A 26149-nucleotide genomic window follows, 5' to 3' on the forward strand; every position below is an offset into this window, starting at 1 on the left:
TCACAGAAACACCAAGACTATATGTAGTAACATTTTAATCAAAAGACAACAACATATTGGTGGAGGGTTATAAATGTTACAACGAAATGTACGTGGAGAAGAATTAATGAAAGTGTTTGAGACGATTGTCCACGGTAGTGAGCAAGATTTAATGCAAGAAAATGCAAATGTAGATGGCCGCTCTCCGATGGGGGTAATGGGAACGTTCGCATCAGAGAGTGCGAAATATTATGCAGTTGAAAATTTATTGTCAGATCAAGTGAAAAAAGCGATAAATCAAAATATATTATATCCACATGATTTAGATTTTTATGCGACAGGAACGACGACTTGTTCGCAAATTCCGTTAGCTCAAATGCTTGCGAACGGTTTTCATACCGGACATGGGCATATGAGACAGCCGCAGGATATTAAAAGTGCATTGGCTCTTTCGTCTATTATTTTTCAGGCGAATCAAAATATGCAACACGGTGGTCAATCATTTGCACTCTTTGATATTGATTTAGCTCCATATGTGAGAAAAACAGTAGCGAGACATAAGAAACGATTACAGTCATATCCGCTTACGAAAGAACAAATAGAAAAATTTGCATGGAAAGAAACAGAAAATGATACGTATCAGGCGTGTGAAGCTTTCATTCACAATTCAAATAGTATGCATAGTAGGGGCGGGGGACAAGTACCGTTTATTTCTATTAATTATGGAACAGACACATCAAAAGAAGGTCGGTTATTAGTTAGACAGCTTTTAAAAGCGACACAAGCTGGTCTTGGTAAAGGAGAAACACCAATTTTTCCTATTCAAATTTTTAAAATGAAAAAAGGTGTGAACTTTGAAGAATGTGATCCGAACTATGATTTATTTGAATTAGCGCTAGAGACAACTGCTGAACGGTTATTCCCTAACTTTTCATTTTTAGATGCGCCATTTAATGCCGTGCATTATGACGGGCGACCGGAAAGTGAAGTATGTTACATGGGATGTCGTACCCGTGTTATGTCTAACATACATGGAGAAGAAACAGCGATTGGAAGAGGTAATTTATCATTTACGTCTATCAACTTAGTGAAATTAGCGTTAATTAGTGGCTCAAAAGAAGCATTTTTTGAAGCGTTAAATTATTACTTAGATTTAGGAATTAAGCAATTATTAGAGAGATTTGAGTATCAATGTACGAAGCGAGCAAGAGATTTTCGATTTTTATATTCACAAGGTGTATGGCGCGGTGGAGAAAAGTTACATCCTGAAGATTCTGTAGCATCCATTTTAAAGCAAGGTACGTTAAGTCTTGGTTTTATCGGTCTTGCGGAGTGTTTAGTAGCTTTAACTGGAAAGCATCATGGAGAAGATGAAGAGTCATGGAAACTCGGGTATGAAATCATTTCCTTTATGAGAGATAGAATGGATAAAGCGACGGAAGAACATGAACTGAATTTCTCAGTAATTGCAACTCCTGCAGAAGGATTATCAGGGAAGTTTGTGAAAAAGGATAGGGAAGAATTTGGTGTGATTAGCGGTATAACGAACCATAATTATTATACGAATTCATTCCATATCCCAGTTTACTATAACATTCAAGCGATAAATAAAATTCGTTTAGAAGGACCTTTCCATGCCCTATGTAACGGGGGACACATTACGTATATTGAGCTAGACGGAGCAGCTATGCATAACAAACAGGCGTTAAAACAAATTGTACGAGCGATGGCAGATCATGGCGTTGGATACGGTTCAATTAATCATCCAGTTGACCGTTGTAAGTGCTGTAGTTACCACGGAGTTATTGGTAATGAATGCCCAAGCTGTGGAAATGAAGACGAGGCTAATATAGAAAGAATTCGCCGTATAACAGGTTATCTTGTAGGTGATATGTCGAAGTGGAATAGTGCGAAACGCAGTGAAGAGATGGATCGGGTGAAGCATAAATGAAAGTGATGAACATCATTCATGATAGTGTAGTAGATGGAGAAGGGTTGCGGACAGTCGTGTTTTTTGCGGGCTGTCCGCATCGTTGTTTCGGCTGCCATAACCCGAAATCGTGGAATATTTGTAATGGGACTGAAATGACAGTAGAAGAAATTGTGAAAGAGATTGCAAGTAATCCATTAACTGATGTAACATTTTCAGGTGGAGATCCATTTTTTCAAGCTGCGGAAGTGAAAAAAGTAGCAAAGGCTGTGAAAGACTTGAAAAAAAATCTATGGATGTATACAGGTTATACGTTAGAAGAGATACAGAGTTCTCAAAATAATGATATGATAGAGTTGTTACATTATGGGGATGTTTTAGTCGATGGAAGATTTGAAATCGAGAAAAAAGATTTAACACTTCCATTTCGCGGAAGCTCCAATCAACGTATTATTCGATTGAAAGAGTAAAAAGGCGGGATAGATGATATGAATAAAACAGTATTACTAGTTGAAGATGAAAGAAGACTACGTGAAATCGTTAGTGATTATTTTCGTAATGAAGGCTTTGAAGTAATCGAAGCAGAAGACGGAAAAATAGCATTAGAATTATTTGCAGAGCATGAAATTGATTTAATTATGTTAGATATTATGTTACCAGAAATAGATGGATGGTCTGTTTGTAGACGAATTAGAAAAGAATCAGCAGTACCAATTATTATGCTAACAGCACGTTCAGATGAGGATGATACATTACTAGGGTTCGAATTAGGTGCAGATGAGTATGTAACGAAACCTTTCAGCCCGAAAGTGTTAGTAGCTCGAGCGAAGACGTTATTGAAACGTGCGGATGGCGTGGTAGGAGTAGCGGAAGAAAATACTATGTCCTTAGCTGGAATAGAAGTAAATCGTCTATCTAGAACGGTGCTAGTAAATGGAGAAGAAATTATATTGACACATAAGGAATTTGAACTTCTTGTTTATCTAATGGAGAATAAAGGAATTGTGTTGTCACGTCAACATTTATTAGATCAGTTATGGGGATATGATTACTACGGTGATGACCGAACAGTTGATACTCATATTAAAAAACTACGAAATAAGCTAGGAGATAAAGCGAAGCATATCGGTACTGTTATTCGAGTTGGTTATAAATTTGAAGAATAACCTTGAAAATACTATGTAATTTGGCTTTGGGATATAGCAAATTTATACTCTCTTTTGTAGGTGGAATGTACAAAAAATACTTTTCTTGTCTACAATGTTAGATAAGAGTATTTTTTTAATTGGATTTCACGATGAGTTCACAAGAAGGACACAAACTGTGACTATACTGAAAGTACGAATTCACCAGAGAGGGGAAATAAAACATGGGATATTACGACGGACCGAATTTAAATGAAGAGCATAGTGAAACGAGAGAAGTGAGAAAATCAGGCGGTAAAAAAGGTTATTTTTTCACAGGTTTAGTCGGAGCGGTAGTTGGGGCTGTCACAATTAGTTTTGCAGCACCATATATGCCATGGGCTCAAAATAATGGAGCGGCCGTATCATCATTCAGTTCGGATTCAAAAGTTGAAGGTACTGTAGTTCCTGTTGTCAATAAAGCTAAAAATGAAACTGATTTACCTGGTATGATTGAAGGCGCGAAAGATGTTGTTGTAGGTGTTATTAATATGCAACAAAGCATTGATCCATTTGCAATGCAACCAACAGGCCAAGAACAACAAGCTGGTTCAGGATCAGGTGTTATTTATAAAAAAGCAGGAAATAAAGCATATATTGTAACAAATAACCACGTAGTAGATGGTGCAAATAAACTTGCTGTAAAATTAAGTGATGGTAAACAAGTAGATGCAAAACTAGTAGGAAAAGATCCTTGGTTAGATTTAGCTGTTGTTGAAATTGACGGGTCTAATGTAAATAAAGTTGCCACTTTAGGTGACTCAAGTAAAATCCGTGCTGGTGAAAAAGCAATTGCAATCGGTAACCCACTAGGGTTTGATGGAAGTGTAACGGAAGGGATTATTAGTAGTAAAGAACGTGAAATTCCAGTAGATATTGATGGAGATAAACGACCAGATTGGCAAGCACAAGTTATTCAAACAGATGCAGCGATTAACCCAGGTAATAGTGGTGGTGCGTTATTTAACCAAAACGGTGAAATAATTGGGATTAATTCAAGCAAAATTGCACAACAAGAAGTTGAAGGGATTGGATTTGCTATTCCAATTAATATCGCAAAGCCAGTTATTGAATCGCTTGAAAAAGACGGAGTAGTGAAACGTCCAGCTCTTGGAGTAGGTGTCGTTTCATTAGAAGATGTGCAAGCTTATGCAGTAAATCAATTGAAAGTACCAAAAGAAGTAACAAGCGGCGTTGTATTAGGTAAAATTTACCCAATATCACCTGCCGAAAAAGCTGGCTTAGAACAATATGATATTGTAGTAGCATTAGATAATCAAAAAGTAGAAAATTCACTTCAATTCCGTAAATATTTATATGAAAAGAAAAAAGTAGGCGAAAAAGTAGAAGTTACATTTTACCGTAACGGTCAAAAAATGACGAAAACAGCTACTTTAGCAGATAATTCAGCTACAAAGAATCAATAATTGAAATAAAAGAAAGTCTCTTTCATATTGAAAGAGACTTTCTTTATCGGCTATACTAAAGGAATAGGAGGGATAAATTATGACAATTGAAAACCCAACTCGTACGGAAATTGGTGAAGTATTAAAGAAAAGCAAAACGATTGCAGTTGTTGGATTATCGGATAAGCCAGAACGTACATCGTATATGGTTTCAAAAGCAATGCAAGATGCGGGGTATCGCATTATTCCGGTAAACCCAACAGTAGATGAGGTACTTGGAGAAAAAGCAGTTTCTTCACTAAAGGATATTAAGGAACATGTGGACATTGTAAATGTATTCCGCCGTTCAGAATTTTTAATGGATGTTGCGAAAGAGTTTGTAGAGATTGATGCAGATGTTTTTTGGGCACAATTAGGAGTACAAGATGAAGATACATATAAACTGTTAAAAGAAAAAGGCTATACTGTAATAATGGATCGTTGTATTAAAGTAGAACATGCGATGACAAAGTAGTATAGATTTTAAAGAGAGAAAGATTGATTCAGCCCTCGTTATAGATAAGTAGGGCCGATGAACGAGGTGTTCATCATGAGATTTTTTAAAGGCTGTTTTTGGGGATTATTACTCGTTATCCCATTTTGGATATTGATCATTTGGATCATGATAAAGGTGTGGAATGTGTAATCTTGGCATACATATCCATTTCTCGTTGACAAACGATTATTTTTCTGAAATAGTAGCCTAGAGGAATCCTTGTGAAAAAAACAAGGATTTTTCTATTGAAAATGGTATATAAAAGAGATAAGATAACTTGCCAAAACTATAGTCGAGGCGTTATTCTATAATAGAAACATATGTTCTGATTTGATTAGGAAAGGGGCAAGGAGTTTGGCGAAGCATCAGTTCCAATATAATGAAGATGCAATTCAAGTGCTAGAAGGACTTGAAGCCGTTCGAAAACGCCCGGGTATGTATATCGGGAGTACGGATAGCCGTGGATTGCATCATTTAGTATATGAAATAGTAGATAACTCCGTTGACGAAGCGTTAGCGGGATTTGGCGACGAAATTTCTGTCGTAATACATAAAGATAATAGTATTAGCGTTATAGATAAAGGGCGAGGAATGCCTACGGGAATGCATAAACTTGGGAAACCTACACCTGAAGTTATTTTAACTGTACTTCATGCTGGTGGTAAGTTTGGTCAAGGTGGTTACAAAACGAGTGGTGGTTTACATGGTGTTGGGGCATCAGTTGTAAACGCCTTATCTGAATGGTTAGTCGTAACGATTAAGCGTGACGGAAATATTTATGAACAACGCTTTGAAAATGGCGGTGTGCCTGCAACGACGTTAGAGAAAATCGGGAAGACGAAAGAGTCTGGTACGACAATGCATTTCAAACCAGATACAACGATTTTCAGCACGACAAATTACAATTACGAAACATTATGTGAAAGATTACGTGAATCTGCATTCTTATTAAAAGGGATGAAAATCTCAATAAAAGATGAGCGAAATGATTTAGAAGATGTCTTTCATTATGAAACAGGAATCGAAGCTTTCGTTTCATACTTAAACGAAGAAAAAGATTCAATCCATCCGGTAGTATATTTCACTGGTGAACAAAATGGAATTGAGGCAGAGCTAGCATTCCAATTTAACGATGGCTACTCAGAAAATATTCTTTCGTTTGTAAATAACGTACGTACAAAAGATGGTGGAACACACGAAGCTGGGTTTAAGACAGCAATGACTCGTGTGTTCAATGAGTATGCTCGTAAAGTATCGTTATTAAAAGAAAAAGATAAAAACTTAGAAGGTACAGATATTCGTGAAGGTGTAGCGGCTATCGTTTCTGTACGTGTACCAGAAGAAGTCCTTCAGTTTGAAGGACAAACGAAGGGGAAACTAGGTACAAGTGAAGCTCGTTCTTCAATTGATGCCATTGTATCAGAGCATTTAGCTTACTTTTTAGAAGAAAACCCGGATGTTGCTACACTTCTTGTGAGAAAGGCAGTTAAAGCAGCGCAAGCACGTGAGGCTGCTCGCAAAGCGAGAGAGGAAGCACGTACTGGTAAAAAGAAAAAGAAATCAGAAGGTACATTAAGTGGTAAGTTAACACCTGCACAATCACGTAACCCGCAAAAAAATGAACTGTACCTAGTGGAGGGTGACTCTGCCGGTGGTTCAGCGAAACAAGGTCGAGACCGACGTTTCCAAGCGGTATTACCGTTACGTGGTAAAGTAATCAATACAGAAAAAGCAAAACTTGCTGATATCTTTAAAAATGAAGAGATTAATACAATCATTTACGCTATTGGCGGTGGTGTAGGGAATGAATTCGCTGTTGAAGATATTAACTACGATAAAGTTGTAATTATGACCGATGCCGATACAGATGGTGCACACATTCAAGTATTGTTATTAACGTTCTTCTACAGATATATGAAACCACTTATCGAAGCTGGCAAAGTATTTATTGCACTTCCTCCTTTATACAAAGTAAGTAAAGGAAAAGGGAAAAGTGAAATAATTGAGTATGCATGGTCCGATGAAGAATTAGATGGTGTAACAAAAAAGGTTGGTAAAGGCTACATGCTGCAGCGCTATAAAGGACTTGGCGAAATGAATGCAGATCAATTATGGGAGACAACTATGAATCCCGAAACACGTACGTTGATTCGTGTGAAAATTGACGATGCATCAAGAGCGGAGCGCCGAGTTACGACATTGATGGGTGATAAAGTAGAACCTCGTCGTAAATGGATCGAACGAAATGTACAATTTGGTATGCAAGAAGAAGGAAATATTTTAGAAAATGAAATGATTATGGAGACGGAGGTGGAATAACATGCAGGCAGAGAAGTTTCATGACCTCCCGCTTGAAGACGTGTTAGGTGACCGCTTTGCACGTTATAGTAAATATATTATTCAAGACCGCGCGCTTCCAGATGCGCGTGACGGTTTAAAACCTGTACAAAGACGTATTTTATATTCTATGTATGTAGAAGGAAATGTACATGATAAAGCATTTCGTAAATCAGCTAAAACAGTTGGTAATGTTATCGGTAACTACCATCCACACGGTGATTCCTCTGTATATGAAGCGATGGTACGTTTAAGTCAAACTTGGAAAGTACGTAATGTTTTAGTTGAAATGCATGGTAATAATGGTAGTGTGGATGGCGATCCAGCAGCGGCAATGCGTTATACGGAAGCCCGCTTATCACCAATTGCATCTGAGTTGTTACGTGATCTTGATAAAGAAACAGTAGAATTTGTGTCAAACTTTGATGATACGAGTGAAGAACCTGTTGTGCTTCCAGCGATGTTCCCGAACTTATTAGTGAACGGATCTACAGGGATTTCAGCTGGTTATGCAACAGAAATTCCTCCCCATCACCTTGGGGAAGTAATTGATGCGACGATGATGCGTATTGATAAGCCGAATAGTACTGTTGATGATTTATTAACAGTTATGAAAGGACCAGATTTCCCGACCGGTGGTATTATTCAAGGGATTGATGGTATTAAAAAAGCGTATGAAACAGGAAAAGGTAAAATTATTATTCGCGGGAAAGCTGAAGTTGAAACGATTCGCGGTGGTAAGCAACAAATCGTTATTACAGAAATTCCATATGAAGTAAATAAAGCGAACCTTGTTAAAAAAATGGATGAATTACGTCTAGATAAAAAACTAGATGGAATTGCTGAAGTACGTGATGAGACAGATCGTACAGGTCTTCGCATTGTTGTAGAGCTGAAAAAAGAAGTAAATGCTGAAGGTATTTTAAATTATTTATATAAGAATACAGATTTACAAATTCCATATAACTTTAATATGGTTGCGATAAATAATCGTCGTCCTACACTTATGACGTTACCAAAAATTTTGGATGCATATATTGGACACCAAAAAGAAGTCGTAACAAAGCGTTCTCAGTATGAGTTACGAAAAGCAGAAAATCGTCAACATATTGTTGAAGGTTTAATGAAAGCATTATCAATTTTAGATCAAGTAATCGAAACGATTAGATCTTCTAAAGATAAGCGCAATGCGAAAGATAACTTAAGTGCTAAATTCGGCTTTACAGAAGCACAATCAGAAGCAATCGTTTCGTTGCAATTATATCGTTTAACAAATACAGATATTACAGCACTGGAAAAAGAAGCGGATGAATTAAGTACAAAAATTGCAGAATTACAGGCAATTTTACAAAGTGAAAAAAGACTTCTTCAAGTTATTAAAACAGATTTGAAGAGAGTAAAGAAAACATATAGTGATGATCGCCGTGCTATTATTGAAGACCAAATTGAGGAAATTAAAATCGATGTGGAAGTGATGATTCCGCAGGAAGATGTCATCGTTACTGTAACGAAAGAAGGATATGTGAAACGAACAGGTTGGCGTTCGCATAATGCATCGAACGGGAAAGACTTCGGTATGAAAGAGGGTGACATCTTACTGGAGCGATTCGATACGAATACGACAGAGACAGTCCTCTTATTTACGAATAAAGGAAACTATATATATCTGCCAGTATATGAAATGCCAGAAATCCGTTGGAAAGATTTAGGTCAACACGTTGCGAATCTCGTTTCGCTTGAGCGGGATGAAATGATTATTTGGGCGACTGTCGTACCGAATTTTGAAGAAGAAAAACGATTTATCGTATTTGTAACAAAGAATGGCATGATTAAGAAAACAGAATTAAACCAATATAAAGTACAGCGTTATTCAAGGGCGTTTGTTGCTGTAAACTTGAAAAAAGATGATGAAGTAGTAGATATATTTGCAACAGATGGAACGAGTGATATCGTTCTTGCAACCTATGGTGCATATGCACTTATTTTCCATGAAGATGAAGTAAGTCCAGTCGGTGTAAGGGCCGCTGGTGTGAAAGCAATTAATTTAAAAGAAGATGATTATGTTGCTTCTGGTAAACCGTTAAATGGTGAAAAAGATCAACTTATTCTCGTAACGCAGCGCGGTGCTGTAAAACGTTTAAAAGCATCAGAAATTGAAAAATCAACGAGGGCGAAGCGAGGTCTTGTTATTTTCAAAGAGTTAAAACGTAATCCATACCGTATTGTCGGTATTGAAATTGTTCGAGACGATGAACTAGTTTACATGAAGACAGAGAAGCACATCGTAGAAGAAATTGATCCGAAAGCGTATCGAAATAAAGACCGGTATAGTAACGGTAGTTTAGTACTAGATGTTAATGATACTGGTGAAGTTATTGAAACGTGGACGAAAAAACGACCGGAGTAAAGTGAAAGCATCTTGCTATGAATAATAGCAAGATGCTTTTTTCTAGGCAAATTATTATGTCCATAACAATAATCTTGTTATAATAATTGAATGAAATCGTTCTCATAAAGTGAAACTTTAATCAGTGAGTGTTTTTTTTATCCCCACTGATTATTAGTTGAAGCCGGACAGATGGAGGGGCAACATGAAAAGAATAGGTGTAGGGATTGTAGGATTTGGGTTTTCTAGTACAACATTTCACATCCCATTATTACAAACGATAGAAGAATACGATATTCGTGCTATTTTATCTTCAAAAGAAGAACTAGTGAAACAAGCGTTACCAAACGCTGAAGTTGTTGGCACAATTGAGGAATTAGTAAATCGTGCTGATATTGAGTTAGTGGTCATTACTTCACCGAATACGACTCATTTTCCATATGTAAAAGAAGCAATTTTACATGGTAAGCATGTAGTTGTGGAGAAACCATTCGTTGTTTCAATTGAAGAAGGGGAAGAGCTTATTTCGTTAGCAGAGCAACATAATGTGGTTTTAAGTGTATATCATAATCGTCGTTTTGATAATGATTTCTTAACGATAAAGAAATTGTTAGAAGAAAATAGAATAGGAAATGTATACGCATATGAAGCGCATTTCGATCGTTTTCGCCCGAATGTACGTGATCGCTGGAGAGAAAAGAATTTACCAGGATCAGGTATACTATATGATTTAGGATCGCATTTAATTGACCAAGCACTATCATTATTTGGGAAACCAGATGCGATAAGTGCAGATGTGATTAAACAACGACCAGGTGCAGAAATTGATGATTACTTCCATGTTATACTTCACTACGGGGTGAAACGTGTCACTTTACATAGTAGCAGTTACGTTAAGCAAGCAGGTCCACACTTTACACTGCATGGAGATAAAGGTTCTATCGTGAAATACGGTATGGATTCACAGGAGGAACAATTAAAAAATGGAATGAAGCCAGGCGATAACGGTTATGGAGTAGACGCTGAAGAGAATTTTGCTACTGTAGATGTTGAAGAAAAGCTAGAGCGTATTCCGACAGAAGTTGGCTGTTATGACATGTATTATAAAGGTGTAAGAGATAGTATTGTAAATGGTGAAAAACCACCTGTAACAGCACAAGAAGGCTTAGAAGTTATCAGGCTTATTCAATTAGCGATTGAAAGTAGTGAAACAGGTAGAGTTATCACTGTAAAATAAAAAAGACACGAATTTCGTGTCTTTTTTTATTGAGAATATGTGAATAGGGCAAATTATTTAGCCTAATCGTTTGTCATACATTAACTGGATTTGTATGCCGTATGGATCTTCAATAATACCATATGCTTCACTAAAGATATTTTTTTCTAGTGGAGAGATTACCTTCACGTTCTTATCGGAAATTAAATTATTATAAAATCTTTGTATTTCTTCTAAATTAGCACTTTGAATACAAAGTGACATGTTATTTCCAATGTTAAAACGTTCCTTAGGATTCATTGTATCTTCTGCTATCATTAGCTTTGTATTCCCAATTTGTAAAACAGAGTGAGCAATATGATCCTTATTTTCACTTGTAATTTTAAAAGAACGATCTCTTTTCGCCAGTTCTTCATACGTAACAATCATTAACTGCTTAGCTTCTAAATTGCGTGTATAAAAATTAATTGCCTCTTTTGCATGCCCATTCATTGAAAGAAAAATAGCTATTTCTAATGTCATACATATACAACTCCTTTATTAGTTAATAATTATAATATAGACTAAAAAGGTTTCAATACATGACACCTTTCGGGAGGGGAATATGAAAAAAACGGAACGAATTAATGATATGCTTATTTTCTTAAATAATAAAAGGCATTTTAATTTAAAGGATTTAATGGTTAGATATGCTATTTCTAAAAGTACAGCTTTACGAGATATTCAATCATTGGAAGAAATAGGTGTACCATTATATTCTGAATTAGGTAGAAATGGAAGTTATAAAATTATAGAAAATAGTGTGTTATCGCCAATTTATTTTAGTGTGGATGAAATGTATGCGTTATACTTTTCGATTCTCACATTAAATGGATACAAGACAAAACCATTTAATATAGAAAGTATTGCACTTGAAAATAAATTTAAACATGTATTACCTGAAAATGTGAGTAAAAATATTTCAATTATGGAACAAACGCTTTCTTTTGAAGTAACAAATCATAGTAATTTTAGTCCGTTCTTAAAAGAAATTTTACAGGGGATTTTTGCTGAGCGAGTTTATCATTTAACATATTTAAAAAAAGATGTGGAGAAAGTAATGGTAGCTCAATTTATTCGAATCGAATCTAAATTTGGCCAGTGGTATGCTAAAATCTTTAATTTTGAGACAAATCATGTTCAAATCATTAGATGTGATAAAATTCTTTCTATTGAGGAAACAAGCAATACGAATCCAAAAAATCTTGAAGAATTGTTAAGTTATCTTACAACTTTTCATAGAAAGCCTGATGCAACTGATTTTAGTGTCATTGTTAATCAAAAAGGAAAAGACATTTTTGATAAAGAGAATTATCCTTCCATGAAGATACAAAAAGAAAATGAAAATTACATTATAACAGGCTATTTTAATAAGCAAGAAGTTGATTTTATTTCGAACTATTTTCTGAATTTCGGAGAAACGATTATCTCCATTCAGCCTGTTATGTTAAAAGAGTTAATCTACAATAAGGTATTATCTATAAAAAAGCATTTAACTTCTTTAAGATAAAGTTAGTTTTAATCATTTTTTGATGTGAAAAAGCCCTTGAGATTTAAATATCTAAAGGGCTTTTTTGTGATGTTATTTGTTCACTAGAAACATTATTTTTCTGGGACGGACAGTCCATAAAAGAACATCGTAACGATATCTTGTATATGTTTTTCGCGATCGCCTTCAAGAAGCTGTGCTCCGAAATCATCACCTAATTTAGTGAACATTTGAATGTATAATAACATCATTTCTTTAGTAAGGTGAGGGTTAATTTCATTTTTTTGCTGTGCTTGTTCTAATATTTCTAAATACCAAGGTAGGATTTTTTCTTTTTGATAACTATAAATAAACTCTCGGAGCTCTTCATCTCTTTGCATCATTTGTAGTAACATATCTGGCTGAAATAACCCACCAGTATTCATTTTTCTTACAATCATTTTTTGCATCATATCATGAAAAGGTAATTTTTCCGCTGCAAGATCTTTATAATATTGAAATTCAGATATAATAAATTCTTGTATAAGCTCTCGAAATAAAGCATCTTTACTTCCGAAATGATTATAAATGGTAACTTGAGAAACGTTTGCTTTTTTTGCAATATGTTCTATTTTCACTTCATTAAATCCACGTTCTGAAAATAATAAGAAGGCGGCCTCTTTAATGGCACGTTTTTTCTTTTCTTTCACTTTTTCAAAGCCGTTCAATACAATCACCTCAATTAAAATATACAAGAAAAAATAATGGAAAACAATAATTTTGAAATATGGACATATAAATATTTCAAAAAGTTGTTGCGAATATGAAAGATGAGGAGTACAATAATTTTGAAATATCACATATTTAATATTTCAAAAAATGAGGTGGAATTATGATTTCAGTTCAAAATGTCACAAAACAGTTTTCAAATGGAAAAGGTTTGTTTCATATTACATTTGATGTAAAAGAAGGAGAAGTATTCGGTTACTTAGGACCAAATGGTGCCGGGAAATCCACAACGATTCGTAATTTAATGGGATTTATAAAACCGACAGATGGTAAAGCGACAATTTTTGGATTAGATTGTTGGAATGAAGCAGCGAAAATTCAAAGAGAAGTTGGCTATTTACCAGGAGAAATCTCTTTTATTGAAGGAATGAACGGATTAGAGTTTTTAAAGTTAATGCAAGGAATGCGTGGGCTTAAGGATACGAAAAGAAGAGATGAATTAATAGAACGTCTGCAATTTGATGTGAAAACGCCGATTCGAAAAATGTCTAAAGGAATGAAGCAAAAAGTAGGGATTGTTGCTGCTTTTATGCATGATCCAGAAGTGTTAATTTTAGATGAACCGACATCAGGGCTCGATCCACTTATGCAGCAAGTATTTATAGATTTAATAGTAGAGGAAAAACAAAGAGGAAAAACAATTCTTATGTCGTCGCATATTTTCACTGAAATTGAGCGTACGTGTGATCGAGTAGCGATTATTAAAGATGGTCGCCTTGTAACGGTTGAAAATATTCATGATTTACAAAGTATGAGACGACAGGTAATAGATGTAACCGTATCATCGCAAGAAGAGATTGAATCTCTGGCGCAATGTAATTTGCAATTTGAAGCGGTGAAAGGAAGAGAAGCATCGATTATTGTACAAGGAAACTATCAAGCTGTTTTACAAACACTTTCAAACTATAATGTAACGGCACTTCAAACGAGAGCAATGGATTTAGAACATTTATTTATGCATTATTACGATAAGAAAGGAGGGGTAAAGCATGAATAGGCAATTGTTTTTAGCTAGTTTGAAAGAAACACAAAAAAGTATTTTGAGTTATGCAACTGGTGCAACTCTATATTTATGGTTGTTAATTTGGATATTCCCTTCAATGGTATCGGCGAAAGGGTTAAATGAATTGATAAGTGCTATGCCTGATAGTGTGAAAAAAATTGTTGGCATGGAAAGTCCGATTCAAAACGTAATGGATTTTTTAGCTGGTGAATATTATAGTTTATTGTTTATTATCATATTAACAATTTTTTGTGTAACGGTTGCAACACATTTAATTGCTCGTCATGTAGATAAAGGAGCAATGGCATACTTGCTAGCAACACCTGTATCTAGAGTGCAAATTGCAATCACACAAGCGGCTATTCTTATATTGGGACTACTGATTATTGTAGCTGTTACGTATGTAGCGGGTATAGTAGGTGCAGAATGGTTTTTAGAAGATAATAACTTAAATAAAGAATTATTCCTGAAGATAAATGTAGTCGGAGGGCTCATATTTTTAGTCGTTAGTGCTTATTCATTTTTCTTTTCTTGTATATGTAATGACGAAAGAAAGGCACTTAGCTACTCAGCGAGTTTAACTATTTTATTCTTCGTAACGGATATGGTAGGTAAATTAAGCGATAAGTTAGAGTGGATGAGAAATATATCATTATTTACGCTATTTCGTCCGAAAGAAATTGCTGAGGGAACGTATAATATATGGCCAGTGAGTATAGGTTTAACTGCTGGAGCCCTTTGTATTTTCATAGTAGCAATTGTAGTGTTTAGAAAGAGGGATTTACCGTTGTAAAGTAGAAAGTCCACTGAGAAAGTGGGCTTTTTTTGATGAGGAGGAAGCGAATGAATCATTTGTTCCGGGTTCAGTTATATGTAAATGATATTGAGAGGTCATTATTGTTCTATGAAGAAGTAATTGGTTTACAGTTGTATAAAAAAGATATGCATGCAGCACGTTTTAATCACGACCAGTTTTCTTTATTGCTAGTCAGTGATTCAAGATTGAATGAAAATCACTATTTTTACAATCGAAAAGAAATGAAGGGGAATGGCTTTGAACTAATTATTGTTGTCAATCGGATTGAAGAAGTATATGAACGTTGTAAAGGGAAGCGGTGCACAATACAAGAAGAAATTCAAACGTATCCGTGGGAGATGAAGGGATTTAAAGTTACGGATCCAGATGGATATTTCCTTAGAATTACATCTGAGTAAAGGTAAACATGAAGAATGTTTACCTTTTTTTATGAAAATATTCAAAAAAATGAACCTTTTTCTAGGCTCATCCGTCTAATACATGTAAAGTTAAATTTGAAGTGAGGATGAAACAGGAGGAGCAATTGTGAAAGTAATCCCTTTATATAAAATGATTGTAAAAGAAGAAACCGATGTTTCTTTAGCGAAAAAAGGTAATCATGAAGCGTTTATGGCGCTTATACATACAGAAAAAGTGAAGATGTATCGCATTGCAAAGGCTATGTTGCGTGATGAGACAAATATAGAAGATGCGATACAGGCAACAATTTTAAAAGCCTATGAAAGTATTAAAAAATTAAAAAAAGAAGAGTTTTTTCAAACGTGGTTAATTCGAATTTTAATGAATGAGTGTAACAATATTATTAGAGCGTATAAAAAGGTAATTGTGACAGAAGAGAATGATTACAATATGAGTGCGTGTGATCAGTATGAAGATATAGATTTGTGTAATGCGATTCAATCGTTACATGAAGAATTAAGAGCTGTTACGGTGCTTTATTATTATGAAGATATGAATCAAGAGAGTATAGCGAAGCTTTTAGAAATACCAAAAGGAACAGTAAAATCGAGATTATCACGTGCGAGGGAACAACTGCAAAAACAATTAAAGATGGAATAGGGGGTGTATAGGATGGATAACGAAAAATTATTTGATGAGAAATTAAAAAAGAGAATAAAAGAAGAGAATGTGATAGTACCGACAGAGTTAAATGAAAAGATTAATCGTACACTACATAATCTTCCGGTCAAAAAGAAAGGTTACAGAGTTTATATGATGGTTATAAGTGCAGCTGTTCTAGCACTTTCAATCGTATCTATGTCGGAGTTCTCTGATCAAATTTTCGCTCAAAATGGTGGAGTATTTCAATATGTAAAGAAAAAGGCGTTTTCTGATTATGAAAATGAAGAGGAAATAAAATCGAACGTAAATTATCCAGATAAAGAAAAAATTCATGAAAAGATGCTGGATTCTATTGATCATTTTAAAAATATTTCAGGACAATTTGAGGAATATTCTAGCTCGTCAAGAATTGCTACAACATACAAATATGCGATTGATACGGAGCAACAAAGTGGGATCTCTTCGAAAGAAGATAAACTAGCGAAAAAACGAACAATTATATATAACGAGGGCAAGAAAAAAGAATTTGATGATGAGAAGTATACATATAAAGAGACAAAATGGAGCCCAAAAGAAAGAAACTATGAACTATTAAAATTAAATCCCGCGGAAAGATTATTGAGAAAATCAGGCGAGAAAAAAAGATATGATGATGAATATATGGGATTTGCTAAGTATAGTATTCAATCAGAGTTTGCGGATTTATTAATTCGATATAAAGATTGGAATTATAAAGAAACGAAGTATCTTGGACTTGATTGCTACAGAATAGAAGGGACAATAAACATAGAAATGCCTGTAAGTACATCTGAAGATTTAAAAGGGAAATTTGAAATGGTTGTAGAGAAAAATACGGGGATTATGCTAAAGTTCCTTAGTTTCCACGAAGGTATGATTCAATATTCGATTACGACTGAATGGATACAAATAAACAAAGGGTTGAAAGAGAATGTGTTTCAAAAGGATAGCGCTAAGTATGAAAAATTGAAAAATATATTAGATGAATAGAAAATGGAGGGAACTATATGGAGAATACCTCTTCTTCAAGAGAAAAGAAAAATAAAAGACAATATAAAAAGACAATGATAATAAGTGTATTGTTAGTAGTATTACTATTTGGCGGAGTGGGATATGGTGCTTATGTGTATATGAAAACTTCTAATCTCGTACAAAAGTCTAGTGTACATTTAGCACGCGGTGAAAAATCAAATTTACGTGAGAACGCTGTAAAGCCGATTACAAATAATGTTTCACTTTTAATTATGGGAATTGATGAAAATCAAGAACGACAAAAGGAGTATAATGGTGCTTTTCATACAGATGCATTACTGCTAGCTACTTTTAATAAAGATGATAAGACAGTGAAATTAACGAGCATACCACGTGATACATATACATATGTTCCAGTTGAAAAGAAAAAAGATAAAATAACACATGCATATGGTAGTGGTTTCGTTAAAAATGGTAAAGATGGAGGGCCGCAAGCTTCAGTGGAAGCGGTAGAAAAATTGTTACAAGTGCCTGTTGATTATTTTGTGAAGTTTAATTTTAATGCATTTACTAAAATTGTTGATGGATTAGATGGGATTGAAGTAAATGTCCCAGTTGAATTTACGGAGCAAAATAGTAAAGATGAGCCTGACGCAATTCATTTGAAAAAAGGACTACAAAAATTAACAGGGGAAGAAGCACTTGCACTGGCAAGAACGCGTCATATTGATAGTGATGCAATGAGAGGTCAGCGTCAACAGCTTGTTATTGAAGCGATGTTAAGTAAATTAAAAAGTGTAGGTTCGATTACGAAACTAGAAAAAATGGTTGAGGCGGTTGACGGTGATTTTAAAACAAACTTAGTAATGGATGATATTTTATCATTTTATAAGTACGGTTTAAACGGTTCAGTTGAAAAAATACAATTAGCTGGTGACGATTTATATTTACCTAATGGTCCAAATGGGCAACGTGTATATTATTATAATCCTAATAAAAAAGATCTACAGAGTTTGAGTAATACGCTTAGAACACATCTAGGATTAAGTGAAAAGCAGATTGAGGAGAATTGAAGCAGGCATAATGTCTGCTTTTTTATTTTTGTAGAAAAGAGGTTTGTTACGATATACATTATTTATTAACAATAATTTACAAGCGTTTTATAGTGGAGGGATATAAAGACTATTAAATCAGTACATAGAACTCAATGAGGTATAGTGTTTCGAAAGATTATGGAATTTTTATGAATATTACTGTAAAAAAATAATTTTTTAAAAATTTTCAATAATAACACTTTACAAAACTCAAAAAATTAGTAGAATAATAGTTAATAAGAATCTTCTGATAAATATATAAAGAAAAACAGAATTATCAGAAAATTCTTAAATGAGAGCGTTAAGAATTAGGGAGGGTACAGAAAGTGAAAAAGAAAAAAATCAAAAAACTAACAGCAGTTGTAGCACCAGTTTTAGCAATGAGTATGGCATTAACAGCATGTTCTACATCAGGCGGAGATAAGAAGACAAGCACAAATTCTAGCTCTGGCGGAGATAGCAAATCAGAAGAAAAATTAGCAGCGAAACAAGTGCTAAATCGTACTGAAACAAATGAGATTCCAACAATGGATACTTCTAAAAATACGGATACATTAGGTTCTCAAATTTTAGGGAACACAATGGAAGGTTTATATCGATTAGATAAAGATAACAAACCAATCCCAGCTGCGGCAGAGTCAAGCACGAAGAGTGAGGATGGTAAAAAATATACATTTAAATTACGTAAAGATGCAAAATGGTCAAATGGTGATCCTGTAACAGCGAAAGATTTCGTATATGCTTGGCAACGTCTATTAGATCCAAAAACAGCTGCTGAGTATGCATTTATCGCATTCCCAATTAAAAATGCAGAAGCCGTTAATAAGGGGGAAAAACCTGTAACTGAACTAGGAGTAAAGGCAGTAGACGACCTTACTTTTGAAGTTGAATTAGAACAAGCAGTACCATACTTCTTAAACTTAGTAGCATTCCCATCGTACTATCCGTTAAATGAGAAGTTCGTAAAAGAAAAAGGGGATAAATACGGTTTAGAGTCTGATACAACAGTATATAACGGACCGTTCGTTCTTACTGATTGGAAGCACGAGCAAGGCTGGAAACTTAAGAAAAACGATCAATATTGGGATAAAAAGACTGTAAAACTAGATGAAATCAATTATAGTGTAGTAAAAGAAGTAGCTACAAGAGTAAACTTATATGATACAAATGCAATTGATTTCGCGCTATTAACAGGTGAATTCGTTGATAAGTATAGAAACAATAAAGAAGAGTTTGGCTCATACTCACAAGTAAGTACTTACTTCTTACGTATGAATCAAAAACGTGGTGGACAAGATACACCGTTAAAGAGCCAAAAATTACGTGAAGCAATCGCATTATCAATCGATAAAAAGAATTTGTCAAACGTTATTTTAAATGATGGATCTAAGCCTGCGGACTTCTTAGTACCGAAAGGATTAGCAACTGGACCAGACGGTAAAGACTTCCAAGAAACATTTAAAAATGGTATTAAACCAGATGCGAAAAAAGCAGCAGCTGCATGGAATGAAGCGAAAAAAGAGCTTGGGAAAGACCAAGTTACAATTGAGCTATTAAACTATGACACTGGTAATGCGAAAAAAGTTGGCGAATATGTAAAAGATCAAATTGAGAAAAACTTAAAAGGTGTAACTGTTAATATTAAACTTCAGCCATTCAAACAAAAGCTGAAATTAGAAACAGAGCAAGACTATGATATATCATTTGCTGGTTGGGGACCTGACTACGCTGACCCAATGACATTCTTAGATATGTTCCAGTCTAATCATTCTCATAACCAAATGAGCTTCGCTGATTCAAAATATGATGATATGATCAAAAAAGCTGGCGGAGAATTAATGGGTGACGCGAAGAAACGTTGGGAAGAGCTAGGAAAAGCTGAGAAATTACTTCTTGAGCAAGATGTAGCGCTTGTACCTTTATACCAACGTGGTGATGCATACGTTCAAAAACCAAACGCAAAAGGCATCGTTCACCATAACATTAGCCCAGAGTATAGCTTCAAGTGGGCATACATGACTGAAAAAGATGGGAAATAATTTTAAACAGTAATACTAGATTTAGGTGGATTTATAAAAGTTTCTTAGCTTATTTTGTAGTGAGAATCTCATCGTCCACAATAGTAAGATAAAATGATAGAGCATTCTAAAAGTAGACTATTTACTTTTGGAATGCTCTTTTATTATGAGATTAAATGTAAATGAATTGATAGATATAAATAATTTGTATAGTAACAATTGTGAAAAATACATTTTACTATAACAAAAAAATAATTTTTAGAATATTTTAAAAATAACTTTACAAAAATAGAAAAGTTAGTAGAATATTAATTAATAAGAATTTTCTGATAACTAGTTATTAGAAAATCTCTCAAAATTAGTTCCGTACATATAATTGGGGAGGGTACAAAAATGAAGAAAAAGATGAAAAAGTTCACGGCGGTTGTAGCGCCAGTTTTAGCGATGAGTATGGCGTTGACAGCGTGTTCTGGATCTGGTGGGGAGAAGAAATCAAGTACGACGTCTAGTGGTGGTGGGGAAGAGAACAAATCCGAAATTAAATACGCAGCAAAACAAGTATTAAATCGTACAGAGAATCAAGAAATTCCGACGATGGATACGTCTAAATCTACTGATACGTTAGGGTCACAAATTTTAGGGAACACGATGGAAGGATTATATCGTCTTGATAAAGATAATAAGCCAATCCCAGCTGCTGCAGAATCTAGTACGAAAAGCGAGGATGGCAAAAAATATACATTTAAATTACGTAAAGATGCAAAATGGTCGAATGGTGATCCTGTAACAGCGAAAGATTTCGTATTTGCATGGCAGCGCTTACTTGATAAAAATACAGCGTCAGAATACGCATTTATTGCTTACTATATTAAAAACGCAGAAGCAATTAATAAAGGTGAAAAACCTCTAACAGATTTGGGAGCAAAAGCATTAGATGATTATACACTAGAAGTAGAATTAGAAAAGCCAGTACCATATTTCTTGAATTTACTAGCATTCCCGTCATACTATCCGTTAAATGAAAAATTCGTAAAAGAAAAAGGCGATAAGTACGGTTTAGAAGCAGATACAACGGTGTATAACGGGCCGTTCGTGATGTCTTCATGGAAACATGAACAAGGATGGCAGCTAAAGAAAAATGATAAGTATTGGGATAAGAAGACTGTGAAATTAGAAGAAATTAACTATAGTGTAGTAAAAGAAGTTGCGACGAAAGTAAACTTATATGATACAGGATCAATTGATTTCACACTACTATCAGGAGAGTTTGTAGATAAATATAAATCGAACAAAGAAGAATATGGCGAGTATGCAGAATCAAGTACATTCTTCTTACGTTTAAATCAAAAGCGTAACGGACAAGATACGCCGTTAAAGAGCAAAAAACTTCGTGAAGCAATCGCATTATCAGTTGATAAAAAAGGTTTAGCAAATGTTATTTTAAATAATGGTTCAAAAGCAACAGATCAATTAGTACCAAAAGGACTTGCGACAGGACCAGACGGTAAAGATTTCCAAGATACATTTAAAAATGGTCTGAAATATGATCCGAAAAAAGGTGCAGCAGCGTGGGAAGCAGCGAAAAAAGAACTTGGCAAAGATCAAGTTACAATTGAATTACTAAGTTATGATGATGGAACTGCGAAAAAGATTGCTGATTATGTTAAAGATCAAATTGAGAAAAATTTAAAGGGTGTAACGATTAATACAAAAATTCAGCCATTCAAACAAAAATTAAAATTAGAGACTGCACAAGATTATGAAATTTCTTATGCAGGTTGGAGTCCAGACTACGCGGATCCAATGACGTTTATCGATATGTTCGAGTCGAAGAGCCCGTATAACCAAATGAGTTACTCAAATGCCAAATATGATGATATGGTATCAAAAGCAGGTAATGAATTAATGGGTGATGCGAAGAAGCGTTGGGAAACGTTAGGAAAAGCAGAAAAATTATTCCTTGAAGAAGATGCTGGGTTAGTTCCTTTATATCAAACAGGAAGAGCGTATGTAATGAAACCGAATGTTAAAGGAATTGTGAAACATAACATTAGTCCAGAATATAGCTTTAAGTGGGCGTATGTAACGGAAGGGAAATAAGAAAAAAGAGCGTTTGAAAAATATATTATTTATTTTTTAAACGCTCTTTTACTATTCAATTAAATTTAAATAAATAGAGAAGAATAAGAAAAGTGGTACTTACATATAGTAGATGGGGGAGAATTCGTATAGTAGTAATAGATTGTTATTGATTTAAATAAATTAATTATTATGAATATTAATTAAAAATACTTTACAAATTACGAAAAATTAGTAGAATAATAATTAGTAATAATTTTCTGATAATTCAAATTAGAAATCTCTCAAAGTTAGTTTCGTACATATAAATTGGGGAGGGTACAAGAATGAAGAAAAAGATGAAAAAGTTCACGGCGGTTGTAGTGCCAGTTTTAGCAATGAGTATGGCGTTAACAGCATGTTCTTCTGGATCTGGTGGGGAGAAGAAATCGACTACAACGTCTAATAATGGCGGGGAAGAGAAGAAATCTGATATAAAATATGCAGCGAAGCAAGTGCTAAATCGTACAGAAACGAATGAAATTCCGACGATGGATACTTCTAAAAGTACAGATACACTTGGCGCACAAATTTTAGGGAATACGATGGAAGGTTTATATCGCCTTGATAAAGATAATAAGCCAATCCCAGCTGTAGCAGAATCTAGCACGAAAAGCGAGGATGGGAAAAAGTATACATTTAAATTACGGAAAGATGCAAAATGGTCAAACGGTGATCCAGTAACGGCGAAAGATTTCGTATTTGCATGGCAACGTCTCGTAGATCCAAAAACAGCTGCTGAGTATGCATTTATTGCTTACTATATTAAAAATGCAGAAACAATTAATCAAGGAAAAGGAGAAGTTGCTACATTAGGTGTAAAAGCGACAGATGATTATACGCTTGAAGTGGAACTAGAAAGACCAGTACCATATTTCTTGAACTTAATGGCATTTGCGTCATACTATCCATTAAATGAAAAGTTCGTAAAAGAAAAAGGGAATAAATTCGGTTTAGAGTCTGATACAACAGTATATAACGGACCGTTCGTTCTTACTGATTGGAAACATGAGCAAGGCTGGAAATTAAAGAAAAATGAGCAGTATTGGGACAAAAAGACTGTAAAACTAGAGGAAATCAACTATAGTGTAGTAAAAGAACCAGCTACTCGAGTGAATTTATACGATACAGGAGCGATTGATTTCGCCCTTTTATCAGGAGAATTTGTTGATAAGTATAGAAATAATAAAGAAGAGTTTGGTGCGTATTCGGAAACAAGTACGTTTTACTTACGTCTAAACCAAAAACGTGGCGGGCAAGATACACCGTTAAAGAGCAAAAAATTACGTGAAGCAATTGCATTATCAATTGATAAGAAAGCTTTAGCGAATGTCATTTTAAATGATGGTTCAAAACCAGTGGATTACTTAGTACCAAAAGGTTTAGCGAGTGGACCAGATGGTAAAGATTTCGCAGAAACGTTCAAGAATGGTTTAAAACAAGACACTAAAAAGGCAGCAGCAGCTTGGGAAGAAGCGAAAAAAGAACTTGGAAAAGATCAAGTAACAATTGAACTGTTAAATTATGATACTGGTAATGCGAAAAAGGTTGGGGAGTATGTAAAAGATCAAGTTGAAAAAAATCTAAAAGGCGTGACAGTAAATATTAAACTGCAACCATTTAAGCAAAAGCTGAAATTAGAATCAGACCAAGATTATGATTTTTCATATGGTGGCTGGAATCCAGATTACGCGGATCCAATGACGTATCTTGATATGTTTGAAACGACAAATTCTCAGAACCAGATGAGCTACTCAGATTCAAAATATGATGACATTATTACTAAAAGTAAGACAGAATGGATGGCTGATGCAAAAAAACGTTGGACAGAGTTAGGGAAGGCAGAGAAATTGTTACTTGAAGATGATGTAGCGCTTGTACCTTTATACCAAAGTGCTAAATCATATGTTATGAAACCAAATATAAAGGGAATTGTGAAACATAATATTAGTCCGGAATATAGCTTCAAATGGGCGTATATTGAAGAGAAATAAAAAAGAGAAGAGCATTTTCAAGTTGCGGTATTATAGCACTTGAAAATGCTTTTTCTATGCACTTTTATTTCTTCCCCGAATATATAAAATAAAAAAGGGAGAATCCCATGGAACGAAATACTTACATCGATTTCCTAGCTTATTATGGAATAGGAAGTGCTCATCCTGGTGGCTTTACGCTAACAAAACAATTGTTGGCGCAACTACCTTTTAGATTTGGAGCAAATGTCCTTGAGATAGGGTGCGGTACGGGGAAAACAGCGGCATATATGACAAAAGAATGTGGTTATAAAGTAACGGCGGTTGAAAAGAATGAGATTATGATTCAAAAGGCGAAAGATAGATGGTTAATTGAAGGACTAGACATTCAATTAATTGAAGGGAATGTAGAGCAATTACCTTGTTTGCATAATTCATTTGAGTTCGTACTCGGAGAATCGATACTCGCTTTTACAGAGAAAGAAAGGGTTATCTCGGAGTGCTATCGTGTATTACAGAAGGATGGCAAGCTTGTTGTCATTGAAATGATTATTGATAGGCACATTGAGAAGAGTGAGGAAGAAAAGATTGTCCAGTTATACGGGATGGAAGAACTATTAACTGAGAATGAATGGGTACAATTATTCCAGAAGGCAAATTTTAAAAGAATTATAATTGCTGGCGGTGGTACAATTGCAGAAACGATCTCGGGCTATATAGAAGATCCAGAATGGAATGTATCCTCGCATATTCCAAATGAATTATATGAGGCATGGGTACAGCATGAAAATGTACGACTTATGTACCAACATATTTTAGGTCATCGTATTTTTATATGTGAAAAATAAATAAAAAGAGTTGGCTAAAGATAGTCAACTCTTTACTATGTTAAATGAAAAATAATGCAGCTAATGTAATTCCGAAGATGAAACCAAATCCAAGTTCAACGCCCCATCCACAACCGCCGCCTCCCCAGCCGCCGCAATTACCGCAACCACGACCGCCACATCCACAGCCACTGAATCCACCACCACAACCAAACCCGCAACTATCACATCTGCTAAGGCCGCCGCAAAGATCGCAACCACCGTTTGTATAAGCGTCATAGTATCCGAATCCTGTATCAAAAGATGAGTGCTGTTGTACTGGTTCAATCCATACAGAGTTTTTTGTCACATCAATTATTTTACCTAAATGGACGCGCCCATCACGATCTTCAATTCGAACGACTTTACCGAAATAACGTTGGCACGTATCATAGCATTTTTGTCTATGCATGTTCTTTCCTCCTTCTCCATTACAGTAATACGATATGTAAGGGGGACAAGTGCGGCTTGTACGAATGCCCTATCTATCATAATTGTTATAGGAAAGGGGAAATATAGGAGAAGGATATATAAGGAGGAAAAGGCAATGAAATCTACAGATCAGTTTCAGACATACGAAGTACCGTGGGAAGAATTTATTGAAGCATTGCGAGAGGAAATGAAGAAGCAAGTAGGGGCAGATATAATTGATACAGTAGTTTGCAATTTAGAAGATGGCTTTGAAGTGTATACATATGTGCAAGGGGATTTGGATTTTGAATATAAGGAAGCACTTGAAAGAAAATACGGAAGCGATGCAAAAACGCCTAATGTGTTAACAATTATGTTATTAGCCAGTATTTATAGTGCGAGTGAAGAGAATATACGCTTGCATGCGGATAATAAAGATAATCCGGTTGTTGAAGTGTATGTGAAGCAATGAAACACGCTGTGAAAGGCGTGTTTTTTATTTTTATGATAAAATGTTAGAAAATTAAG

Annotated in this window: 23 protein-coding genes; 20 read left to right on the plus strand and 3 right to left on the minus strand. The window is 34.9% G+C overall.

The window, feature by feature from the left end:
• Positions 1-73 precede the first annotated feature (73 nt).
• The 8 genes from MR115_RS15165 (at position 74) to MR115_RS15200 (ending at position 10994) form a co-directional block, all read left to right on the plus strand.
• Complete coding sequence (locus tag MR115_RS15165) at positions 74-1930, plus strand: anaerobic ribonucleoside triphosphate reductase (protein ID WP_242241840.1); 1857 nt, start codon at positions 74-76, stop codon at positions 1928-1930.
• Positions 1927-2379: an anaerobic ribonucleoside-triphosphate reductase activating protein gene (gene nrdG, locus MR115_RS15170; protein ID WP_000867061.1), complete on the plus strand. Its 453-nt coding sequence runs from the start codon at positions 1927-1929 to the stop codon at positions 2377-2379. Before MR115_RS15165 ends, nrdG begins: the two co-directional genes overlap by 4 nt.
• A gap of 18 nt (positions 2380-2397) precedes the next feature.
• Complete coding sequence (locus tag MR115_RS15175; RefSeq protein WP_061679915.1) at positions 2398-3075, plus strand: response regulator transcription factor; 678 nt, start codon at positions 2398-2400, stop codon at positions 3073-3075.
• A gap of 203 nt (positions 3076-3278) precedes the next feature.
• On the plus strand, positions 3279-4520 hold the full coding sequence (locus tag MR115_RS15180; RefSeq protein WP_097819584.1) for a S1C family serine protease: 1242 nt from the start codon (positions 3279-3281) through the stop codon (positions 4518-4520).
• Positions 4521-4599: 79 nt separating this feature from the next.
• Entirely contained in the window at positions 4600-5013 is a 414-nt protein-coding gene (locus tag MR115_RS15185; RefSeq protein WP_000151391.1) for a CoA-binding protein, read from the plus strand.
• 375 nt (positions 5014-5388) lie between these two features.
• A complete protein-coding gene (gene parE / locus MR115_RS15190) occupies positions 5389-7353 on the plus strand; it encodes a DNA topoisomerase IV subunit B (RefSeq protein WP_061679913.1) in 1965 nt (654 codons plus the stop codon).
• Position 7354: 1 nt separating this feature from the next.
• A complete protein-coding gene (parC, locus tag MR115_RS15195; protein WP_061679912.1) occupies positions 7355-9778 on the plus strand; it encodes a DNA topoisomerase IV subunit A in 2424 nt (807 codons plus the stop codon).
• A 184-nt stretch (positions 9779-9962) separates the two neighbouring features.
• Positions 9963-10994: an oxidoreductase gene (locus MR115_RS15200; protein WP_098884801.1), complete on the plus strand. Its 1032-nt coding sequence runs from the start codon at positions 9963-9965 to the stop codon at positions 10992-10994.
• Positions 10995-11051: 57 nt separating this feature from the next.
• On the opposite strand, the gene MR115_RS15205 is transcribed toward MR115_RS15200, so the two are convergent.
• Entirely contained in the window at positions 11052-11495 is a 444-nt protein-coding gene (locus MR115_RS15205; RefSeq protein WP_097819581.1) for a VOC family protein, read from the minus strand.
• 82 nt (positions 11496-11577) lie between these two features.
• On the opposite strand from MR115_RS15205, the gene MR115_RS15210 reads away from it, so the two are divergent.
• Entirely contained in the window at positions 11578-12522 is a 945-nt protein-coding gene (locus tag MR115_RS15210) for a helix-turn-helix transcriptional regulator (RefSeq protein ID WP_242241841.1), read from the plus strand.
• Between the two features lie 92 nt (positions 12523-12614).
• Here the strand turns inward: MR115_RS15210 and MR115_RS15215 are convergent, their stop codons facing one another.
• A complete protein-coding gene (locus MR115_RS15215; RefSeq protein WP_061679908.1) occupies positions 12615-13208 on the minus strand; it encodes a TetR/AcrR family transcriptional regulator in 594 nt (197 codons plus the stop codon).
• A 164-nt stretch (positions 13209-13372) separates the two neighbouring features.
• On the opposite strand from MR115_RS15215, the gene MR115_RS15220 reads away from it, so the two are divergent.
• The 10 genes from MR115_RS15220 to MR115_RS15265 all read left to right on the plus strand — a co-directional run bounded on the left by MR115_RS15220 (position 13373) and on the right by MR115_RS15265 (position 25192).
• Positions 13373-14266 (plus strand): ABC transporter ATP-binding protein, encoded by an 894-nt coding sequence (locus MR115_RS15220; protein WP_242241842.1) that lies wholly within the window; start codon positions 13373-13375, stop codon positions 14264-14266.
• A complete protein-coding gene (locus tag MR115_RS15225) occupies positions 14259-15065 on the plus strand; it encodes an ABC transporter permease subunit (protein ID WP_242241843.1) in 807 nt (268 codons plus the stop codon). The genes MR115_RS15220 and MR115_RS15225 overlap by 8 nt, the downstream gene beginning before the upstream one ends.
• Positions 15066-15115: 50 nt before the next feature.
• On the plus strand, positions 15116-15487 hold the full coding sequence (locus MR115_RS15230; protein ID WP_242241844.1) for a VOC family protein: 372 nt from the start codon (positions 15116-15118) through the stop codon (positions 15485-15487).
• A 127-nt stretch (positions 15488-15614) separates the two neighbouring features.
• Entirely contained in the window at positions 15615-16148 is a 534-nt protein-coding gene (locus MR115_RS15235; RefSeq protein ID WP_229134621.1) for a sigma-70 family RNA polymerase sigma factor, read from the plus strand.
• A 12-nt stretch (positions 16149-16160) separates the two neighbouring features.
• Positions 16161-17159, plus strand: coding sequence for an anti-sigma factor (locus MR115_RS15240; RefSeq protein WP_242241845.1), 999 nt, complete (start codon positions 16161-16163; stop codon positions 17157-17159).
• 17 nt (positions 17160-17176) lie between these two features.
• Positions 17177-18214 (plus strand): LCP family protein, encoded by a 1038-nt coding sequence (locus MR115_RS15245; RefSeq protein WP_242241846.1) that lies wholly within the window; start codon positions 17177-17179, stop codon positions 18212-18214.
• A 347-nt stretch (positions 18215-18561) separates the two neighbouring features.
• Positions 18562-20274, plus strand: coding sequence for a peptide ABC transporter substrate-binding protein (locus MR115_RS15250; protein WP_063262485.1), 1713 nt, complete (start codon positions 18562-18564; stop codon positions 20272-20274).
• Positions 20275-20646: 372 nt separating this feature from the next.
• Entirely contained in the window at positions 20647-22353 is a 1707-nt protein-coding gene (locus MR115_RS15255) for a peptide ABC transporter substrate-binding protein (RefSeq protein WP_242241847.1), read from the plus strand.
• Positions 22354-22658: 305 nt separating this feature from the next.
• Positions 22659-24365 (plus strand): peptide ABC transporter substrate-binding protein, encoded by a 1707-nt coding sequence (locus tag MR115_RS15260; RefSeq protein ID WP_242241848.1) that lies wholly within the window; start codon positions 22659-22661, stop codon positions 24363-24365.
• A gap of 107 nt (positions 24366-24472) precedes the next feature.
• On the plus strand, positions 24473-25192 hold the full coding sequence (locus tag MR115_RS15265; protein ID WP_242241849.1) for a class I SAM-dependent methyltransferase: 720 nt from the start codon (positions 24473-24475) through the stop codon (positions 25190-25192).
• A 40-nt stretch (positions 25193-25232) separates the two neighbouring features.
• Here the strand turns inward: MR115_RS15265 and MR115_RS15270 are convergent, their stop codons facing one another.
• Positions 25233-25622 carry a hypothetical protein gene (locus MR115_RS15270; RefSeq protein WP_061678498.1) on the minus strand — a complete coding sequence of 130 codons (390 nt, stop codon included), beginning with the start codon at positions 25620-25622 and terminating at the stop codon, positions 25233-25235.
• Positions 25623-25757: 135 nt separating this feature from the next.
• Here MR115_RS15270 and MR115_RS15275 point away from each other — a divergent pair, with 135 nt between their 5' ends.
• Positions 25758-26093, plus strand: coding sequence for a hypothetical protein (locus tag MR115_RS15275; protein WP_098375165.1), 336 nt, complete (start codon positions 25758-25760; stop codon positions 26091-26093).
• Positions 26094-26149 lie beyond the last annotated feature (56 nt).

Origin of the sequence: Bacillus cereus group sp. BfR-BA-01309, from assembly GCF_022664315.1 — a bacterium.
In the GTDB taxonomy this organism is placed as follows: Bacteria; Bacillota; Bacilli; order Bacillales; family Bacillaceae_G; genus Bacillus_A; species Bacillus_A mobilis.

Coding starts and splice junctions, on each gene's coding strand:
- MR115_RS15165 (WP_242241840.1), top strand. CDS start 74: ATGTTACAACGAAATGTACGTGGAGAAGAATTAATGAAAGTGTTTGAG.
- nrdG (WP_000867061.1), top strand. CDS start 1,927: ATGAAAGTGATGAACATCATTCATGATAGTGTAGTAGATGGAGAAGGG.
- MR115_RS15175 (WP_061679915.1), top strand. CDS start 2,398: ATGAATAAAACAGTATTACTAGTTGAAGATGAAAGAAGACTACGTGAA.
- MR115_RS15180 (WP_097819584.1), top strand. CDS start 3,279: ATGGGATATTACGACGGACCGAATTTAAATGAAGAGCATAGTGAAACG.
- MR115_RS15185 (WP_000151391.1), top strand. CDS start 4,600: ATGACAATTGAAAACCCAACTCGTACGGAAATTGGTGAAGTATTAAAG.
- parC (WP_061679912.1), top strand. CDS start 7,355: ATGCAGGCAGAGAAGTTTCATGACCTCCCGCTTGAAGACGTGTTAGGT.
- MR115_RS15200 (WP_098884801.1), top strand. CDS start 9,963: ATGAAAAGAATAGGTGTAGGGATTGTAGGATTTGGGTTTTCTAGTACA.
- MR115_RS15205 (WP_097819581.1), bottom strand. CDS start 11,495: ATGACATTAGAAATAGCTATTTTTCTTTCAATGAATGGGCATGCAAAA.
- MR115_RS15210 (WP_242241841.1), top strand. CDS start 11,578: ATGAAAAAAACGGAACGAATTAATGATATGCTTATTTTCTTAAATAAT.
- MR115_RS15220 (WP_242241842.1), top strand. CDS start 13,373: ATGATTTCAGTTCAAAATGTCACAAAACAGTTTTCAAATGGAAAAGGT.
- MR115_RS15225 (WP_242241843.1), top strand. CDS start 14,259: ATGAATAGGCAATTGTTTTTAGCTAGTTTGAAAGAAACACAAAAAAGT.
- MR115_RS15230 (WP_242241844.1), top strand. CDS start 15,116: ATGAATCATTTGTTCCGGGTTCAGTTATATGTAAATGATATTGAGAGG.
- MR115_RS15240 (WP_242241845.1), top strand. CDS start 16,161: ATGGATAACGAAAAATTATTTGATGAGAAATTAAAAAAGAGAATAAAA.
- MR115_RS15245 (WP_242241846.1), top strand. CDS start 17,177: ATGGAGAATACCTCTTCTTCAAGAGAAAAGAAAAATAAAAGACAATAT.
- MR115_RS15255 (WP_242241847.1), top strand. CDS start 20,647: ATGAAGAAAAAGATGAAAAAGTTCACGGCGGTTGTAGCGCCAGTTTTA.
- MR115_RS15260 (WP_242241848.1), top strand. CDS start 22,659: ATGAAGAAAAAGATGAAAAAGTTCACGGCGGTTGTAGTGCCAGTTTTA.
- MR115_RS15265 (WP_242241849.1), top strand. CDS start 24,473: ATGGAACGAAATACTTACATCGATTTCCTAGCTTATTATGGAATAGGA.
- MR115_RS15270 (WP_061678498.1), bottom strand. CDS start 25,622: ATGCATAGACAAAAATGCTATGATACGTGCCAACGTTATTTCGGTAAA.
- MR115_RS15275 (WP_098375165.1), top strand. CDS start 25,758: ATGAAATCTACAGATCAGTTTCAGACATACGAAGTACCGTGGGAAGAA.